The sequence below is a fragment of the Embleya sp. NPDC056575 genome, from assembly GCF_042793325.1.
Lineage (GTDB): Bacteria > Actinomycetota > Actinomycetes > Streptomycetales > Streptomycetaceae > Embleya.
On record NZ_JBHTVA010000029.1, the window covers coordinates 60,329 to 76,954 of the forward strand.

General features: G+C 71.9%; 14 protein-coding genes. 7 read left to right on the forward strand and 7 right to left on the reverse strand.

The window, feature by feature from the left end; translation table 11 throughout:
• The first annotated feature begins 284 nt into the window (after positions 1-284).
• Positions 285-1,601: a PhoH family protein gene (locus tag ACFRCG_RS23465; protein WP_380034364.1), complete on the forward strand. Its 1,317-nt coding sequence runs from the start codon at positions 285-287 to the stop codon at positions 1,599-1,601.
• Between the two features lie 588 nt (positions 1,602-2,189).
• The gene (locus tag ACFRCG_RS23470) at positions 2,190-2,747 is read left to right on the forward strand and encodes a lytic transglycosylase domain-containing protein (RefSeq protein ID WP_379999598.1); all 558 of its coding nucleotides are present in this window, start codon (positions 2,190-2,192) and stop codon (positions 2,745-2,747) included.
• Between the two features lie 91 nt (positions 2,748-2,838).
• Here ACFRCG_RS23470 and ACFRCG_RS23475 read toward each other — a convergent pair whose 3' ends face one another.
• On the reverse strand, positions 2,839-3,999 hold the full coding sequence (locus ACFRCG_RS23475) for a steroid 3-ketoacyl-CoA thiolase (protein WP_380034366.1): 1,161 nt from the start codon (positions 3,997-3,999) through the stop codon (positions 2,839-2,841).
• A 248-nt stretch (positions 4,000-4,247) separates the two neighbouring features.
• On the opposite strand from ACFRCG_RS23475, the gene ACFRCG_RS23480 reads away from it, so the two are divergent.
• On the forward strand, positions 4,248-5,555 hold the full coding sequence (locus tag ACFRCG_RS23480) for a TetR/AcrR family transcriptional regulator (protein ID WP_380034368.1): 1,308 nt from the start codon (positions 4,248-4,250) through the stop codon (positions 5,553-5,555).
• Positions 5,556-5,861: 306 nt separating this feature from the next.
• Here the strand turns inward: ACFRCG_RS23480 and ACFRCG_RS23485 are convergent, their stop codons facing one another.
• The 3 genes from ACFRCG_RS23485 to ACFRCG_RS23495 all read right to left on the reverse strand — a co-directional run bounded on the left by ACFRCG_RS23485 (position 5,862) and on the right by ACFRCG_RS23495 (position 7,649).
• A complete protein-coding gene (locus tag ACFRCG_RS23485; RefSeq protein WP_380034370.1) occupies positions 5,862-6,386 on the reverse strand; it encodes a carboxymuconolactone decarboxylase family protein in 525 nt (174 codons plus the stop codon).
• 3 nt (positions 6,387-6,389) lie between these two features.
• Entirely contained in the window at positions 6,390-6,941 is a 552-nt protein-coding gene (locus ACFRCG_RS23490) for a peroxiredoxin (RefSeq protein ID WP_078976832.1), read from the reverse strand.
• A 372-nt stretch (positions 6,942-7,313) separates the two neighbouring features.
• The gene (locus ACFRCG_RS23495; RefSeq protein WP_380034372.1) at positions 7,314-7,649 is read right to left on the reverse strand and encodes a cupin domain-containing protein; all 336 of its coding nucleotides are present in this window, start codon (positions 7,647-7,649) and stop codon (positions 7,314-7,316) included.
• A gap of 71 nt (positions 7,650-7,720) precedes the next feature.
• Between ACFRCG_RS23495 and ACFRCG_RS23500 the strand changes: the two genes are divergently transcribed.
• A complete protein-coding gene (locus tag ACFRCG_RS23500; RefSeq protein WP_380034374.1) occupies positions 7,721-8,683 on the forward strand; it encodes a GlxA family transcriptional regulator in 963 nt (320 codons plus the stop codon).
• Between the two features lie 30 nt (positions 8,684-8,713).
• On the opposite strand, the gene ACFRCG_RS23505 is transcribed toward ACFRCG_RS23500, so the two are convergent.
• The 3 genes from ACFRCG_RS23505 to ACFRCG_RS23515 are packed head-to-tail and all read right to left on the reverse strand — an operon-like array spanning position 8,714 to position 13,523.
• Positions 8,714-9,853, reverse strand: a complete 1,140-nt coding sequence (locus tag ACFRCG_RS23505) for a damage-control phosphatase ARMT1 family protein (RefSeq protein WP_380034376.1) — start codon at positions 9,851-9,853, stop codon at positions 8,714-8,716.
• Positions 9,850-10,746 carry an ABC transporter permease gene (locus ACFRCG_RS23510; protein WP_380034378.1) on the reverse strand — a complete coding sequence of 299 codons (897 nt, stop codon included), beginning with the start codon at positions 10,744-10,746 and terminating at the stop codon, positions 9,850-9,852. The genes ACFRCG_RS23505 and ACFRCG_RS23510 overlap by 4 nt, the downstream gene beginning before the upstream one ends.
• Entirely contained in the window at positions 10,746-13,523 is a 2,778-nt protein-coding gene (locus ACFRCG_RS23515) for a CocE/NonD family hydrolase (RefSeq protein ID WP_380034380.1), read from the reverse strand. Before ACFRCG_RS23515 ends, ACFRCG_RS23510 begins: the two co-directional genes overlap by 1 nt.
• A 150-nt stretch (positions 13,524-13,673) precedes the next feature.
• Between ACFRCG_RS23515 and ACFRCG_RS23520 the strand changes: the two genes are divergently transcribed.
• Genes ACFRCG_RS23520 through ACFRCG_RS23530 form a run of 3 tightly spaced genes read left to right on the forward strand, consistent with a single transcriptional unit; the run spans position 13,674 to position 16,626 of the window.
• On the forward strand, positions 13,674-14,489 hold the full coding sequence (locus tag ACFRCG_RS23520; protein ID WP_380034382.1) for a (Fe-S)-binding protein: 816 nt from the start codon (positions 13,674-13,676) through the stop codon (positions 14,487-14,489).
• Positions 14,486-15,982 carry a lactate utilization protein B gene (locus tag ACFRCG_RS23525; RefSeq protein WP_380034384.1) on the forward strand — a complete coding sequence of 499 codons (1,497 nt, stop codon included), beginning with the start codon at positions 14,486-14,488 and terminating at the stop codon, positions 15,980-15,982. Before ACFRCG_RS23520 ends, ACFRCG_RS23525 begins: the two co-directional genes overlap by 4 nt.
• Entirely contained in the window at positions 15,979-16,626 is a 648-nt protein-coding gene (locus tag ACFRCG_RS23530; RefSeq protein ID WP_380034386.1) for a lactate utilization protein C, read from the forward strand. The genes ACFRCG_RS23525 and ACFRCG_RS23530 overlap by 4 nt, the downstream gene beginning before the upstream one ends.

The window sequence follows — 16,626 nt, forward strand, 5'->3', positions numbered from 1 at the left end:
TCACCGGGCCTGTCGGTGCCAGGGGTTCCACCGGTGTGTGATCATCCGGTTTGTGTTGGACCCCCCGCGGCCGGGCATAACCCCGTCGGGCCGGCGCACATCATGTGGGCCGGTGCGATATGTGGGTGACACCCCGTCACCTGCCCGGGAGGCCCTTCCGTGCACTTCAAGCTCCACTGTTCACGGCGACAGGAGGGTCGGGCACCCGGCCTTCGGGCCGGGGCCCGGACTCCGAGCGATCAGGGCGCACGGTGCGCGTGCCCTGAGAGGGGGCGAGGCACTCCGTGGCCACGATCCAACGCCGTGCTCCGCAGCACCGGACGTATGTCCTCGACACCAGCGTGCTCCTTGCCGATCCGTCGGCGCTCTTGAAGTTCGACGAGCACGAGGTGGTTCTGCCCGTCGTCGTGATCACCGAGTTGGAGGCCAAGCGGCACCACCCGGAGCTGGGCTACTTCGCCCGGCACGCGCTGCGGATGCTCGACGAGCTCCGAACGCGGTACGGGCGGCTCGACGCGCCGGTGCCGATCGGCGAGTCCGGCGGCACCCTGCGGGTGGAGCTCAACCACATCGACGCGACGGTGTTGCCGCCCGGCTTCCGGTTGGGTGACAACGACTCGCGGATCCTGGCGGTGGCCAGGCACCTCATGGCCGAGGGGCACGATGTGACACTGGTGTCCAAGGACGTCCCGATGCGGGTCAAGGCCTCCGCCGTGGGGCTGAGCGCGGAGGAGTACCGCGCCGAACTGGTGAACACCTCGGGCTGGACGGGGATGGCCGAACTCCAGGTCGACTCCGCCGACATCGACGCCCTGTTCGAGCACGACCGCACACACATCGAACAGGCCGCCGACCTGCCCTGTCACACCGGTCTCGTGCTGGTATCCGAGCGCGGCAAGGCGCTCGGCCGGGTCACCGCCGACAAGCAGGTCCGACTGGTGCGCGGCGACCGCGACGTGTTCGGCCTGCACGGGCGCAGTGCCGAGCAGCGGATAGCGCTGGATCTGTTGCTCGACCCCGACATCGGCATCGTGTCCATGGGCGGCCGGGCCGGCACCGGCAAGTCGGCGCTGGCGATGTGCGCGGGCCTGGAGGCGGTCCTGGAGCGCAATCAGCACCGGAAGGTGATGGTCTTCCGGCCGCTGTACGCGGTGGGTGGTCAGGAACTCGGCTATTTGCCGGGCACCGAGAACGAGAAGATGAGCCCCTGGGCCCAGGCGGTCTTCGACACGTTGTCGGCGGTGACCACGTCGGATGTGATCGAGGAGGTCGTCGCGCGCGGGATGTTGGAGGTCCTGCCGCTCACCCACATCCGCGGGCGTTCGCTGCACGACGCGTTCGTGATCGTCGACGAGGCGCAGTCCCTGGAGCGCAATGTGCTGCTGACCGTGCTGTCGCGGATCGGCAGCAATTCGCGGGTGGTGCTCACCCACGACGTAGCCCAGCGGGACAACCTGCGGGTGGGTCGGCACGACGGAGTGGTCGCGGTGGTGGAGAAGTTGAAGGGGCATCCGCTGTTCGCGCACGTGACGCTGACCCGATCGGAGCGCTCGCCGATCGCGGCCCTGGTGACCGAGATGCTGGAGGACCTGCCGGGCTGACGGATGCCTGGTGAACGACCCGCGGGAGTGCTTCGACCGGCCCCGTCGCCGACGTCTCGACTGCTTCGAGACGTCGACGGCGGGGCTTCGACGTGTCCGCATATTCCGGGTGGAAACGGTCGGCGACGAAATGGAAAAGGCTTGGCGATTCCGGGAGTTGTGATGTTCGCCACGTCTCGGGAAATTTGCTTCCCGATGTTTGGCTGAGGCAGGCTGCTGGACTTGTAAGACCTCCGCGTACAGCTCGGCCCCGAAAACTCAACACATGACCTGCTGTACGCCACCCACGGCACGCGCCCGGCGAACGATCGGGCGTGCAGGCCGAAACGCCCCCCGAGGGGGCGGGGGAGACCGGAGGTTGGACCCGTTCGCCGCTTGGATCGCGGTGCACGCCTGCCGGAAGGAACGTGTGTGAGCCGGATCTCGGTTCGGGGGATAGCCGTGGCGTCAGCCACCGCTGTCACGGCCGTTGGCGCCGTGGTCGGATTCAGTGGCACGGGCGTTTCCGCGTCCGCCGACGCCCAGACGGCAGACGAAGCGAGCACCACGAAGCTTCTCGAGGTTCCCGCGGCCCCCGCGGCGCAGCAGTTGAGCACCGGTATCACCCACCAGGCCGACGCGCAGACCGCCGCCTACGACGAGGCGCAGCGGGTGCAGGCCGAAGAGGCCGCCCGGGTCAAGGCCGAGCGCGACGCGGCCGAGAAGGCGGCGGCGGAGAAGGCCGCGGCCGACAAGGCCGCCGCGGAAAAGGAAGCCGCCGAGAAGGAAGCCGCCCAGAAGGAGGCCGACCGCAAGGCGGCCGCCGAGCGCGCGGCGCGATCCGACAACCGCGGCGCGGTGGAGAAGGTGTCGGCGTCCGCCGCCGACGCCCAGGCGATCGCCAAGTCGATGATGAGCGCGAGTTCGTACACGTGCTTCAGCAACATCGTCCAGAAGGAGAGCGGCTGGCGGGTCAACGCCACCAACTCCTCCTCCGGCGCGTACGGTCTGATGCAGGCGCTGCCCGCGAGCAAGTACGCCTCCGCCGGCGCCGACTGGCGGACCAACCCCGCGACGCAGATCAAGTGGGGCCTGAGCTACATGAACGAGCGCTACGGCAGCCCGTGCCAGGCGTGGACGTTCTGGCAGAGCCACAACTGGTACTGAGCCGGCCGCGGGTCCTCGACCCGCCCCGCCGCGCACGACCGAGCCCCGCCCGCCTTTCGGCGCGCGGGGCTCGGTCGTGGGCGACGGTGTCTCAAATGCGTTCGATGATGGTGCCCGACGCGTTGGCGCCGCCGGCGCACATCGTCACCAGCGCGAACTGCCGGTCGGTGCGCTCGAGTTCGTACAGCGCGGTGGTCAGCAGTCGGCCGCCGGTGGAGCCGACCGGGTGGCCGAGCGCGATCGCGCCGCCGTTGACGTTGACCTTGTCCAGGTCGGCCTTTTGCACCTGGGCCCAGGACAGTACGACGGACGCGAACGCCTCGTTGACCTCGAACAGGTCGATGTCGGACATGGCCATCCCCGAGCGGGCGAACAGCCGCTCGGTCGCGTCGTTCGGGCCGTCGAGGTGGTAGTGCGGGTCGGCGCCGACCATCGCCTGTGCGACGATCCGCGCGCGCGGGCGCAGGCCCAGTGCGCGGGCCCGGTCCTCGTCCATGATCAGCAGTGCCGCGGCGCCGTCGGAGATCTGCGACGAGTTGCCCGCGGTGTGGATGCCGTCGGGCAGGACCGGCTTGAGCCGGGTCAGGCTCTCGATCGTGGTGTCGCGCAGGCCCTGGTCGCGGTCGACCACGGCGGTCTCGCCGGTGGGGTTGCCCTCGGCGTCCAGGATCGGGGCCTCGACCGGGACCACCTGTGAGGTGAAGCGGCCCTCGTCCCAGGCGCGTTTGGCGTTGGCCTGCGAGCGCACGCCGAGCGCGTCCACGTCGGCGCGGGTGATGCCCCGGTTGCGGGCGATCCGCTCGGCGGCGGTGAACTGGTCGGGCAGGTCGATCGCCCAGTCCTCCGGCTTCGACTTCTGGCCGGGCTTGGCGGTGTGGCCGAGCGGGTTGCGGCTCATCGACTCGATGCCGCATGCAACTCCCGCATCGATGGCGCCGGTCGCGATCAGCCCGGCGATCAGGTGCACCGACTGCTGGGCCGACCCGCACTGGCAGTCGATCGTGGTGCCGCCGGTGCGGTGCGGCAGTCCGGCGTAGAGCCAGGCGTGCTTGACGATGTCGCCGGACTGCTCGCCGGCCTGGGTGACGCAGCCGCCGATCACCTGGTCGATCAGCTCGGGGTCGATCCCGGCCCGCTCGATCAGCCCGCGCTGTACGGCCGCGAGCAGTTGCACCGGGTGCAGCCCGGCGAGCCGGCCGTTGCGCTTGCCGATCGGGGTGCGCACGGCTTCGACGATGACGGGGTTGCCCATGGGTCGCTCCTAGCGAGTCCTGAGTGGCCGGTCCAGGGGGCCGGACCACGGTGGCGACGGGTTGCCGGCCCGAGCCGACCGGCCCGATCTCACCCTGCACCAGTTGTATGACTAAGTCAAGGATATGGGAGCGTCCCACGGGTTCGGCGAGCGCGTCGAAGTGGTCGATGATGGGGCGGATGGGGTGGGTGGGGACTACCGGAACGTGAGACTCCGCATGGGAATCCCAGGCGTACTACGCTTGCCTCGTGTTGAGCGATCGAGCGGGTGCGGAGCGTCACATCAAGCCGCGAACGGATCGACGCGCGGAGATCATCAGACACGCCTGCGCGCTGTTCGCCAAGCGCGGCTATGGTGCCACGACGGTTCGTCAGATCGCCGAGTCCGCCGACATGCTCTCGGGCAGCCTCTACCATCACTTCCCGTCCAAGGAAGCGATGTTGCTCGAGGTGCTCGACTCCTTCTTCACCGACATCATGAGCCGGCAGCGCGCCACCGTCGAGCGCGGCGACGCCCCCATTGACACCCTGCGCGGGCTGCTGCGGGACAGCCTCGAAGTGATCGGCAACAGCCCCGACGCGGCGATCGTGGTCGTCGGCGAGTCGCGCCGGCTCTCCGGGAGCGACGGTTTCGTGTGGCTGTCCGATCGCACCGCCGAGGCGTCCGCGTTGTGGGGGCGGGTGTTGCGGCGCGGCGTGGAGGAGGGCAGCCTGCGTCGCGACCTGCATCCCGTACTGCTGTCGCTGATGCTCCAGTCGGCGGTGTGGGGGATGGCCCAGTGGTACCGGCCGAGCGGGCGCTACGACCCCGACGCCGCCGCCGGTCGGCTCGTCGACGTGTTCGTGCGCGGCATCGTCCGGCCCGGACGCTACGCGTCGCAGCGCATCTGCACCCTGCTCGGACCGGCCCGCCACACAATGCCCACGCTGCGCCGGATCGGCTCCGGCGACGACGTACGGGTCGAGGTCGAGCGGCGCATGGCCCGGGTGCCGCGCCGCACCGACGCGCGCACCCGGATCCGGATCGCCTCCAACCTGCTCTTCGAACAGGACGGGTACGCGGGCACCACGGTGCGCCGGATCGCCGATCTGGCCGGTGTCCCGGTCGGCAGCCTCGCCCATCACATCGGTTCCAAGGAGCAGTTGCTCGGCGAACTCCTCGGCGAATTCCTCGGCGATCTGCGCACCGCCTTCGACAAGGACGCCGCGGATCGGCCGGAGCCGGTCCAGCGACTGGCCGGTCTGATCGGGCACACCGTGGAGGCGCACGCGTGCCACGGCGTGTCGACGGTGCTGGCCATAAACGAGGTGCGCGGCGACGAACTGCCCGCGAGCCGGCTGTCCGCGCAGCGCGCCAAGGTCTCGGAGACGTGGACCCGGGCGCTGGTCGCCGGCATCCACTCGGGCGACTTCCACCCGGACCTGGACCCGGTTTTCACCCAGCGGGTGTTGCGCACGGCGATCTCGACCGGGAGCCGGATCCATCGGGGGATGGGCGTGCGGGACGCGGTCGGGCTGTATCGGGAGGTCGCGTTGGCGGGGATGGCGGCGTCGTGAGGGCGGGGATCGGCGCGGGCGCGCGGCCGGTGTCGGCGCGGCTGCGGTGGACGGCCCGGTGGTGGCGGGCGACCTGGGTGCGCGGGGCGGTTCGGGTGCGGTGGGCGATTCGGTCCCGGCCGGTGGGGTGGTCGCGCGCGGGGCGGTGAGGGGTGGTCGGGGCGATGAGCGGTGCGCGGGGGCGATGAGCCGTGCGACGCGTGAGAGCCCGCCCCCGGGTGGGGACGGGCTCTCACGTCGTACTCGCGTGCTGTGCACGGGTGTTCGGGCTTGGGGCGTGCTCGGCCCGGCCCGGACTTCGGCGGGTCAGCCCTGCTCGGACTCCAGCGTCACGCCGACCGCGTGGATCACGGCGGCGATCTTGATCGCCTCCTGGATCGTCTCGCGCGGCATGTTCTCCTTGCGCAGGACCTGCTCGTGCGACTCCAGGCACCGACCGCAGCCGTTGATCGCCGAGACGGCGAGCGACCACAGCTCGAAGTCGGCCTTCGGGGCGCCCGGGTTGGCCATGATGTTCATCCGCAGCCCGGCCCGCAGGTTGCTGTACTCCGGGTCGCCGATGAGGTGCATCGACCGGTAGTAGACGTTGTTCATCGCCATCACCGCGGCGGCGGCCTTGGCGGCGTTGTACGCCTCCTCGGACAGCCGGCTCTTGGCCTCGGGCTCCAGCTCGGCGAGCACCTTCGGGCTGCGCGTGGCGATCGCCGACACCAGCACCGTGCCCCAGAGCGTCTGCTCCTGGAGCTTGGAGTTGCCGACGACCGAGCCCAGGTTGAGCTTGAGGTCCTTGGCGTATTCGGGCAGTGCGGCCTTCAGGACGTCGAGACCCATGGATCAGGCGTCCATCAGCTTGGCGGCGTCGAGGGTCTCGCCACCCTTCTGCCAGTTGCACGGGCACAGCTCGTCGGTCTGCAGCGCGTCGAGGACCCGCAGGACCTCGTCGGGGTTGCGGCCCACCGAGCCGGCGGTGACCATCACGAACTGGATCTCGTTGTTCGGGTCGATGATGAAGACCGCGCGGTCGGCGACACCGTCGGCGTTGAGCACGCCGGCGGCCGAGGACAGCTCGCGCTTGAGGTCGGACAACATCGGGAACGGCAGGTCGGTCAGGTCCGGGTGGTCCTTGCGCCAGGCCAGGTGCACGAACTCGGAGTCCACGGACACGCCGAGCAGCTGCGCGTCACGGTCCTGGAAGTCCTCGTTGAGGCGGCCGAACGCGGCGATCTCGGTCGGACACACGAACGTGAAGTCCTTCGGCCAGAAGAACACGACACGCCACTTGCCGTCGTACGACTTGTTGGTGATCTGCTCGAAGGCCTTGTCCGCCTCCAGCGACACGACGCCGGTGAGGTCGTACTCGGGGAACTGGTTACCGACAGTAAGCACTGGATCTCCTCCGCAAGGGGGCCGGGGAGGCAGGTTCACCACCCCGGTCGGACGTACGTCGATCACGATGTCACAGCCAAATTGATAGATGAAATAAGCAATGCTTCATCCATTGATCGTGATCACTTATCAGTGCGGGGGAGGTGGTGAACGGCCAGCTCAATCCACGCGCGCGGATGTTCGACGGCCGGTGGAGGGGGCCGGAAGGAGCATACGCGTCACTCTCGCGAGTGCCGAATCGGCCTATTTCGGAGGGTGTCCGGCCCGGGTGCCGAGCGGGCGGCCGGGGGTGGCCGCGGGAGGTCGGAACGCCTCGCGACCGAATGGATGGGTGGGTCGGGTCGGTCACGGAATGTGGCCGACCCGGCCCGTCTAGCCCGCCGGGTAGAAGAGGAACAGCGTGCAGCCGGTGGTGGTCGACGGGAGGTGCCACGACCCGGCGGGGGCGTGCAGGAAGGTGCCGGCCGGGTAGTCGCGTGCGCCGTCGTTGAAGGTGCCGGCGACCACGTAGACCTCCTCCGGACCGGGCTCGTGTACGTCGCGGCGGGGCCAGGCGGAGTTCGGGTCCATCTCCAACACGCCGGCGTGCGCACCGGTCGGCGCCTTCCACAACGGGCGGAACCGAACTCCGGGGAAGAGCGTGCGGATCGGGGCTTCGTCGACGAACGCGGACACATAGCCCGGCTGGGCGAGGATCTCGGGATGCATGCCTTCACGGTGCCGTGGGTGGGCCGGGGCGGGACAGGGTCCGGGCGGACACCATGGGGTACGTTCCTGCCATGCATCGTGTGGTGGCCCTGGTGCGGCCGGTGCAGTCGACGTTCGAACTCGGCTGCGCGGTCGAGGTCTTCGGCACCGAGCGGGCCGGGGTGCCGCGGCACTACACGTTCGAAACGTGCACCGAGACGCCGGGGCCGGTGCCGACCACCGGCGGATACACGATGCACGTGCCGCAGGACCTGGCCGCGCTCGACCGCGCCGACACCGTGATCATCCCGGGGTGGTTGCCGGTGGAGACGCCGCTTACCGCCGACGTGCGTCGCGCGTTGCTGCGAGCGCACGCGCGTGGGGCCCGGCTGGTGAGCATCTGCTCGGGGGTGTTCGCGCTGGCCCGCACCGGGCTCCTGGACGGCCGCTCGGCCACCACGCACCGGGCGCGCGCCGAGCAGTTGCGCCGGGAGTTCCCCGGAGTACGGGTGGAGCCGGATCGGCTGTACGTGGACCACGGCGACGTCGCCACCAGCGCCGGCGCCGGCGCGGGCCTCGATCTGTGCCTGCACCTGGTCCGGCGCGACCACGGGGCCGCGCACGCCGCCCTCCTCGCGCGGGACATGGTGCTGCCACCGCATCGCGAGGACGGCCGGGTGCGGCATCCGCCGGCGCCCGAGGACGGCCTCGACGACCTGTTCGCGTGGGCCGACGAGCGTGTCGGCACCCCGCTGACCGTGCACGACCTGGCCGCCCACCTCGGCGTCTCGCCCCGCACGCTGGCCAGACGCTTCGCGGACCGCCTCGGCACCAGCCCCGGCGCCTGGCTCCTGTCCCGCCGCGTGGCCGCGGCCCGCACCCTGCTGGAGGAGACGGACCTGCCGATCGAGGCCATCGCCACCCGAGTCGGCCTCACCTCGGCGGTCAACCTCCGCCGCCGCTTCCGCACCAGGGTGGGCACCACCCCGGGCGCATACCGCCGAGCGTTTCGGGCGCCGGAGATGGTCACGAGCCGGGCGACGCGGCGCGCATGAGGAACGACGCCCTCGTGAGGAAGCGCGCCCCTACGGGCTCACCTGGATCAGGGCGTGGGTGCCGGTGGTGCGCCATGGGGTCGTGCCTGCTTCGAGGGTGGTCAGGGCCCGTGTGGTGAGGCCGATCACCACGTCGGACTTGAGGGTGCGCAGGGCGGCCACCGGGCTCGGGAAGCGGGTGACGCGGTCGGCGAAGGGGGTGGTGGGGGGCCAGTGGTGGTCGCCCACCAGGCGGCGGTAGTTGAGGTCGCCCTTGAGGATCGTCAGCGTCGCCGTCGACAGGTCCCGGCGCAGGTCGTCGGGCATCGCCTCGTAGGGCGACGGGGCGCAGAAGAACGGGTGGGCGCCCACCCCCAGCCGGCCCGCGGACAACGCCGACCACAGCCGGGCGCCGACGGCGGCGGCCCGCCCCGGCGCGGCACGCAACCGGTCCAGCGCGGCCAGGAAGTCGGCGGTGACCGCGTCGGAGACGAAGTACGGGTACGGCTTGAGGTGGAGCACGGCCCGCGCGGCCCGGCCCGTGTGCAGCAGGTGGTCGAGCAGTACCAGGTCCGGGATCAATTCGCGCCCGGCGTTGTCCGCGATCAGGTGCACCTCGGCCGCGCCGCCGATCGAAACCCGCGACCACAACCGGGCGCTGTCGTCCGCGACCAGGTGCGAAGCCGCCGGGTCGTCCCCCGACGCGGACATCCGAAAGCCCAGGTCCGCCCGATTGCCCCACAGCGCACCCCGCAGGAGCGCCTCACCCGACGATGCCCCGTCGTCGTCGAGCGCCGCCAACTCCTCGTCCACCACCGCACCGCGCAACTCGTCCCGCTTGAACGGCCCGAAGGGGTCGACCCCCTGCCACGGACCGGGTTCGAAATAGCCGGTGGCCGCGAGCAGCCGACGATAGAAGTAGCTCTCGGCCCACAAAAACGGCACCTCGAACCACGAACGCCCCACATGGGCGCCCCACCCGTCGGCGTCGGGCGCATCCGCCGGCAGCGGCGCGATCACCCCGCCGGAGACCTCGCCGAGCAGGTCGTCCAGCGCCCGCCGGCGCTCCGGTGGCCACGGAAACGCCGCCGACACCCGCCCCAGCAACGCCGGATGCCGCTCCGCGAGCACCGACCGCGCGAACGACCCCGGCTCGGCGCCCGTGACCACCGGAGCCTCGTCGGGGCTCACGAGACGATGTCCTTGCGGCCGAAGTGGCGAAACGCCAGGGCCAGGAAGACCACCGCGTACGAGACCGACACCGCCGAGCCCTTGATCATGCCGTCCCACTGCGGGTCGGTCTGGAGGACGTCGACCCACGCGAACTGCCAGTGCGTGGGCAGGTAGTCCCGCCAGGACCCGAGCGCCGTCACCGCGTCCACGATGTTGGAGACCACCACCAGGCCGACCGCGCCGCCCACCGCGCCCAGCGGGGCGTCGGTGACCGTGGACAGCCAGAACGCGATGCCCATCACCACCAGTTGCGCCACCACGCCGTACGCGACCACCACCGACATCCGCCCCAGCGCCTCGCCCGTGGGCAGCGACGCCCCCACCGGCAGGTCCAACGGCCCCCATCCGAAGGCGATCGCGCCCGCGATCATCGCCATCAGCGGGAGCAACACCAGGGCCAGCACGCTGTAGCCGAGCGCCACCACGAGCTTGACCCGCAACAGCCGGGCACGCGGCACCGGAGCGGCCAGCAGATACCGCAGCGAGGACCAACTCGCCTCACTGGCCACGGTGTCGCCGCAGAACAGCGCGACCGCCACCACCAGCAGGAACCCGGTCGAGACGAACAGGGTGAACGCGGTGAAGTTCAGCGCGCTCCTGGTCGCCACGTCCACCAGCGTGGGCACCGAGTCCGCCGACGGATCGCCGCCGATCTTGAACGCGGCGACCAGGATCCACGGCAGCGCGAGCAGCAGCCCGATCATGAACAGCGTGCGCCGGCGCCGGAATTGGCGCACGGTCTCGACCCGAATCGGCAACGTGTGCCGGGGGCGATAGCCGTGCGCGTGTGCCGCGCCCGGGATCGGGTGCGCGCCCTCGTCGGTCGGCAACTCGGGGAGCGTACGGGTCATCAGGACTCCCCAATGAGCGTCAGGAACGCGTCTTCCAACCGGCGGCGCGCGGTCACCCGGTCCACCGCGACACCGGCGCCGACGAGTTCGGCCACCAGGGCGGAGGTCCGCGCGCCCGCCAGGTGCACGAGTACGCCGCCCTCCTCGGGCTCCACCGAGCCGACGCCCGGCAGGTCCTTCAGGGTCGCGATCGCCAGGTCCGGTACGGGTGTTCCGATCACCAGCGTGTTGCCGTTGCCGACGATCTCGCCGACCGGACCGGAGGCGATCAGCCGGCCCCGGTGCATCACCACGACGTGCGTACAGGTCTGTTCGACCTCGGCCAGCAGGTGGCTGGAGACCACCACGGTGCGGCCGGTGGCCGCGTAGCCGATCAGCACGTCGCGCATCGCCCGGATCTGCGGCGGGTCGAGGCCGTTGGTCGGCTCGTCCAACACCAGCAGGTCCGGCAGGCCGAGCATGGCCTGGGCGATGGCCAGCCGCTGGCGCATGCCCTGCGAGTAGGTGCGTACGTTCCGGTCCAGCGCCTCGCCGAGCCCGGCGATCTCCAGGGCCTCGTCGAAGTGCGCGTCCTCGTGCGGCCGGCCGGTGGCGCGCCAGTACAGCGACAGGTTCTCCCGCCCGGACAGGTGCGGCAGGAAACCCGGGCCCTCGACGAACGAGCCGAGCCTGGACAACACCGGCGCGCCGGGCCCGACCACCCGGCCGAAGATCCTTATCTCGCCGTCGTCCGGCAGGATCAGGCCCATCAACATCCGCAGCGTGGTGGTCTTGCCCGCGCCGTTGGGGCCGAGCAGACCGAGCACCTGGCCCGCCTCGACCCCGAAGGACAGGTCGTCGACGGCGAGCTTGCCGCCCTTGTACCGCTTGGTCAGGCCGCGGATCTGCAGCGGGACGTCGGCCAGGTCCGGATCCGGCGCGGTCGCCGCCGCCCGGCGCCGCCCGGTGAGCAGCAGGGCCGCCGCGACCACGACCGCGATCAGCGGCAGACCCCACGTCCACCAGGGGTAGCCGGTAGAGCCCACGTGCAGCCCCGGCACCGAGGGCAGCGTCACCGGCCCGGCGAGCGCGACCCGATAGCTCGCGGGCGTGTCCGGCGACGCGAACCCCAGGTCGGTCGCGGTCAACACGAGCCGCAACCGGTGGCCCGAGTCGACCTCGTGGTCGATCGCCGGCAGCCGGATCTCCACGTCCCGCCCGCCCCGCGCCCCGCTCACCCGGATCGGCGCGCCCAACTGGTGCGGCAGCACACTCGCCCCACCCGGCGCGATGTCGTACAACTTCGCGAACAGCACGATGTCGTCGGCGCCCGAGACCCGCACCCGCGCGGTCGGCGAACCGGTGATGTGCACGCTCCGATCGATCCGGTCGCTCTGGAAGAACGCGCTCTGCCCGGGCAGGTCGAAGGCGATCCCGCCGAGATCGCCCGCGCCGGCGGCCAGCGCGGCCGGCCCACCCGAGCCGGCCAACAGCCCGAGGCCCGGCAGCCCGGACACCGACGTCGGCGCGCCCCCCGGCGGATTGGCCACGGTCTGCTCCGGCCCCGCGAGCGTCACCTCGCGCTGCCGGGTCCCGCCCAGGCCCGGGTAGTGGTCGGTGTCGGCGATCCGCAGCCGCTGCTCCCGGGTCGCACTGTCCACCCCGCCGGAGCGGGTCACCCGGAACGACCCGGCGGCGGCCGGCGCGCCGGCCTTGGGCGCGGGCCCGCTCGGCTTGAGCCACCGGTCGAACCACCCCGTGACCCGGTCGCGCACCATCGCGCTCTGCGGCCGCCCGCCGTCGTGCCCGCCCGCCGTCCACACCATCTCCACCGGCGCGCCGTTGCGGGCGATCGCCGCCGCGTTGCGGTCCGCCTGGTCGAGCGGGAACAGCGAGTCGTTCTGGCCCTGGATCAGCAGCGTCGGCACCGCGATCCGGTCCGCCACCGAGACCGGACTGGCCCGCCGCAGCAGATCGACCGCCTGCGGCGTGGACTTCCCCGACACCGCCACCTCGCGGTAGATCGCGCAGACCCGGTCGTCGAACCGACCGCACCCGGTCTTCGCGTCCATCGGCGCGAGCCCGTCCAGCGCACTGGTCCCGGAGGAGAAGAACAGCCCGGCCCACATCTTCTTGAACACACCCTCGGCCGGCCCGCCGCCCGCCGCGTTCGGCAGCAGCGCGTCGGCGAGGTCGTGCCAGGTGATCTGCGGCGCGATGGCGTCCACGCGCGGGTCGTAGGCGGCGGTCAGCAGCGCGAGCGCGCCGCCGTACGAGGCGCCCGCCACACCCACCCGCGGATCGCCGGGACCGTCCAGACGCACCTCGGGCCGCGCGGCCAGCCAGTCGACCAGCGCCCGCGCGTCGGCCACCTCGTAGTCCGGCTGGTTCAGCATGATCTGCCCCGCCGAGCCGCCGAAGCCGCGCGCCGAATAGGTCAGCACCACATACCCCGAACGGGCCAGCGCCTCCGCGTCCCGGCGCAACTCGGCCTTGCTGCCGCCGAATCCGTGCGCGAGCAGCACCGCGGGCGCGGGCCCCCGCACACCGGGCGGCACGAACAGCGTGGTGTCGATGCCGATCCGGGCCGGATCGCCCGGCCCCGCGGCGACATCCACACGCTGTTCGGTAGCGCGTACCGGCGTCGCGGCGTCGTCCCCGGCGAGCACGCCGACCCCCAGGACCGCGATCACGACCACCACGAGGGCGAGGACACCGGCCACGACCCGCGACCGACGCGTGGTCAGTCGCGTGCGCACGGCGGCGAAGGGGCGGCCGAATGCCGTCCGGAGGCTCATGCGCAGACCCTACGTGGCAACCACACAGGTCGGAGACCGGCCCCGATCCCGGCGCCCCCCGCGCCCCTCGTCACACGACCGGACGCGCCCGGCGGCTCTGGCCGGGCGTGCGCCAAGGGACGTCCGTACAGTCGATCGCGGAGGTAAATCGTGCGTCTTGCCCTTTTCATCACGTGCTTCAACGACACGCTCTTCCCGCAGACCGGCGCGTCCGTGGTCCGGGTGCTGCGGCGCCTCGGACACGAGGTGGAGTTCCCGTACGGCCAGGTGTGCTGCGGCCAGATGCACTTCAACTCCGGCTACCGGCGCGACGCGGTACCGCTGGTCCGGTCCTTCGTCGAGGCGTTCGAGGGCTACGACGCGGTGATCGTGCCGTCCGGGTCGTGCACCGCGATGGTGCGCGAGTATCACGCCACGGTGGCCCGCACGGCCGGCGGCACGCTGCCGGAGGCCGTCGCGCGGGTCGCGCCGAAGGTGTACGAACTCAGCGAGTTCCTGGTCGACGTGCTCGGGGTGACCGACGTGGGCGCCTACTTCCCGCACAGCGTCGCGTACCACCCCACCTGCCACTCGCTGCGCGTGTTGCGGGTGGGCGATCGGCCGATCCGGCTGCTGCGCGCGGTGCGCGGGCTGACCCTGGTCGACCTGCCGCGCGCCGACGAATGTTGCGGCTTCGGCGGCACGTTCGCGGTGAAGAACGCGCCGACGTCGGTGGCGATGGGCGGCGACAAGGTGACCGCCGCGCTGGAATCCGGCGCGCAGGTGGTGTGCGCCGGGGACAACTCGTGCCTGACCCACATCGGCGGACTGATCTCCCGACAACACGCGGGCATCCGGGTACTGCACCTGGCGGACATCCTGGCCCGCACCGACGCGCTGCCGGACGTGCCGGTGTACCGACCGGGCCTGCCCGACGCGTCGGGCCTCGTCGTGGGGCACGCCCCGGGACCGGAGGCGACACGATGACCGCGGCGGTACGCAGGGAACCCACCTTCGTCGGCATGCCGCCCTTCCCCGAGGCGGCCGAGGCCGAGCTGGCGAACCCCGTCCAGCGGGCCAATCTGCGCGCGGCCACGCACACCATCCGGGCCAAGCGCGACGCGGTGGTCGCGGAGCTGCCCGACTGGGAGCTGCTGCGCCGGGCCGGCGAGGCGATCAAGGACGACGTGCTGGCCCGGCTGCCCGGCCTCCTGGAACACCTGGAGGCGGCGGTGCGCGCGGCCGGGGGCGTGGTGCACTGGGCCCGGGACGCGGCCGAGGCGAACACGATCGTGGTCGACATCGCCCGGGCCAAGGGCGTGGACGAGGTGGTCAAGGTCAAGTCCATGGCCACCGAGGAGATCGGGCTGAACAACGCGCTGGCCGCGGCCGGGATCCACGCGTGGGAGACCGACCTCGCGCAGCTGATCGTGCAGCTCGGCGACGACCTTCCGTCGCACATCGTGGTGCCGGCGATCCACCGCAACCGGGCACAGATCCGGGAGATCTTCATCCGCGAGATGGGCCGGGTGGGGCGGCCGGCGCCCGAACGGCTCAGCGACGAGCCGGCCGCGCTCGCCGCCGCCGCGCGGCTGCACCTGCGGCAGAAGTTCCTGCGCGCGAAGGTCGCGGTCTCCGGCGCCAACTTCGCGATCGCCGACACCGGCACGGTGTGCGTGGTCGAGTCGGAGGGCAACGGGCGCATGTGTCTGACCCTGCCCGAGACGCTGATCACCGTCCTGGGCGTGGAGAAGCTGCTGCCCACGTGGGGCGACCTGGAGGTGTTCCTGCAACTGCTCCCGCGCAGTGCCACCGGGGAGCGGATGAACCCCTACACGTCGATGTGGACCGGGGTCACCCCCGGGGACGGGCCGCGGGAGTTCCATCTGATCCTGCTCGACAACGGCCGCTCCGACGTGTTGTCCGACCCGGTGGGCCGCCAGGCGCTGCGCTGCATCCGGTGTGCGGCCTGTCTGAACGTGTGCCCGGTGTACGAGCGCACCGGCGGGCATGCGTACGGGTCGGTGTACCCCGGGCCGATCGGCGCGATCCTGACGCCGCAACTGCGCGGCATCGCCCGGCATCCGGTGGACGCGCAGACCGCGTCGTTGCCGTTCGCGTCGACGCTGTGCGGTGCGTGCTTCGACGCGTGCCCGGTGCGGATCGACATCCCCGAGGTGCTGGTGCATCTTCGTGCACAGGTTGTGGACGGCGGGCACGGGCCGCACGACCGGGGCGAGGACGCCGGGATGAAGACGCTGCGGTGGACGTTCGAGAAGCCGTGGCGGATCGGCTTCGCCCAACATGTGGCCGGGGTCGGCGCGCACTTCGTGCGCCACGGCGTGATCGGTCGGGTCCCGCTGCCGAAGCGCGTGTCCGGGCCGGTCGGCGCGTGGTTCGCCGACCGGGACGCGCCGGCGCCCCCGGCGGAGTCGTTCCGGTCCTGGTACAAGCGCACCGAAGGGGGGCGGGAGCTGTGACGGTGCAGCGCCGCGAGGCGGACCGCGAGGCGCGGACGGTGGTCCTGGACCGGCTCCGCGCCGCCCTCGACGACCGGCCCAAGCCGCCGCCGGTACGCCGGACGTATCGGCGCGAGCGCCCGGCGGGCCTCGACCCGGTCGCCCGGTTCGCCGCGCGGCTGGCCGACTACGACGCGACCGTGCTGCGCGTACACGACACCCGGGACCTGCTGCTCGGCGCGAGCGACCTGCTGCGCCGGGCCGGGGTCACCCGCCTGGTGGTGCCGCGCGGGAACAAGCTGTCCTGGCTGACCCGGCTCGGCGCGGAGCTGGTGGTGGACACGCCGGAGCTGAGCCGGGACGAGATCGGCGCGATCGACGCGGTGGTCACCGGGTGCGCGCTCGCCGTCGCCGAGACCGGCACGATCGTCCTGGACACCGGCCTCGACCAGGGCCGCCGGGTGCTCACCCTGCTGCCGGACTACCACCTGTGCGTGGTGCGCGCGGACCAGGTCCTGGGCACCGTGCCGGAGGCGGTGGCCCGGCTCGACCCGCGCCGCCCGCAGACCTGGATCTCCGGCCCGTCGGCGACCAGCGACATCGAGCTGGAGCGGGTGGCGGGGGTGCACGGTCCGCGGACGCTGCACGTGTTGCTGATCGGCTAG

Bases quoted from the DNA above. Each gene is read 5' to 3' on its own strand.
- ACFRCG_RS23525 (WP_380034384.1), top strand. From the start codon at position 14,486: ATGACCGCGGCGGTACGCAGGGAACCCACCTTCGTCGGCATGCCGCCC.
- ACFRCG_RS23495 (WP_380034372.1), bottom strand. From the start codon at position 7,649: ATGCATCCCGAGATCCTCGCCCAGCCGGGCTATGTGTCCGCGTTCGTC.
- ACFRCG_RS23475 (WP_380034366.1), bottom strand. From the start codon at position 3,999: ATGGGCAACCCCGTCATCGTCGAAGCCGTGCGCACCCCGATCGGCAAG.
- ACFRCG_RS23515 (WP_380034380.1), bottom strand. From the start codon at position 13,523: ATGAGCCTCCGGACGGCATTCGGCCGCCCCTTCGCCGCCGTGCGCACG.
- ACFRCG_RS23510 (WP_380034378.1), bottom strand. From the start codon at position 10,746: ATGACCCGTACGCTCCCCGAGTTGCCGACCGACGAGGGCGCGCACCCG.
- ACFRCG_RS23500 (WP_380034374.1), top strand. From the start codon at position 7,721: ATGCATCGTGTGGTGGCCCTGGTGCGGCCGGTGCAGTCGACGTTCGAA.
- ACFRCG_RS23485 (WP_380034370.1), bottom strand. From the start codon at position 6,386: ATGGGTCTCGACGTCCTGAAGGCCGCACTGCCCGAATACGCCAAGGAC.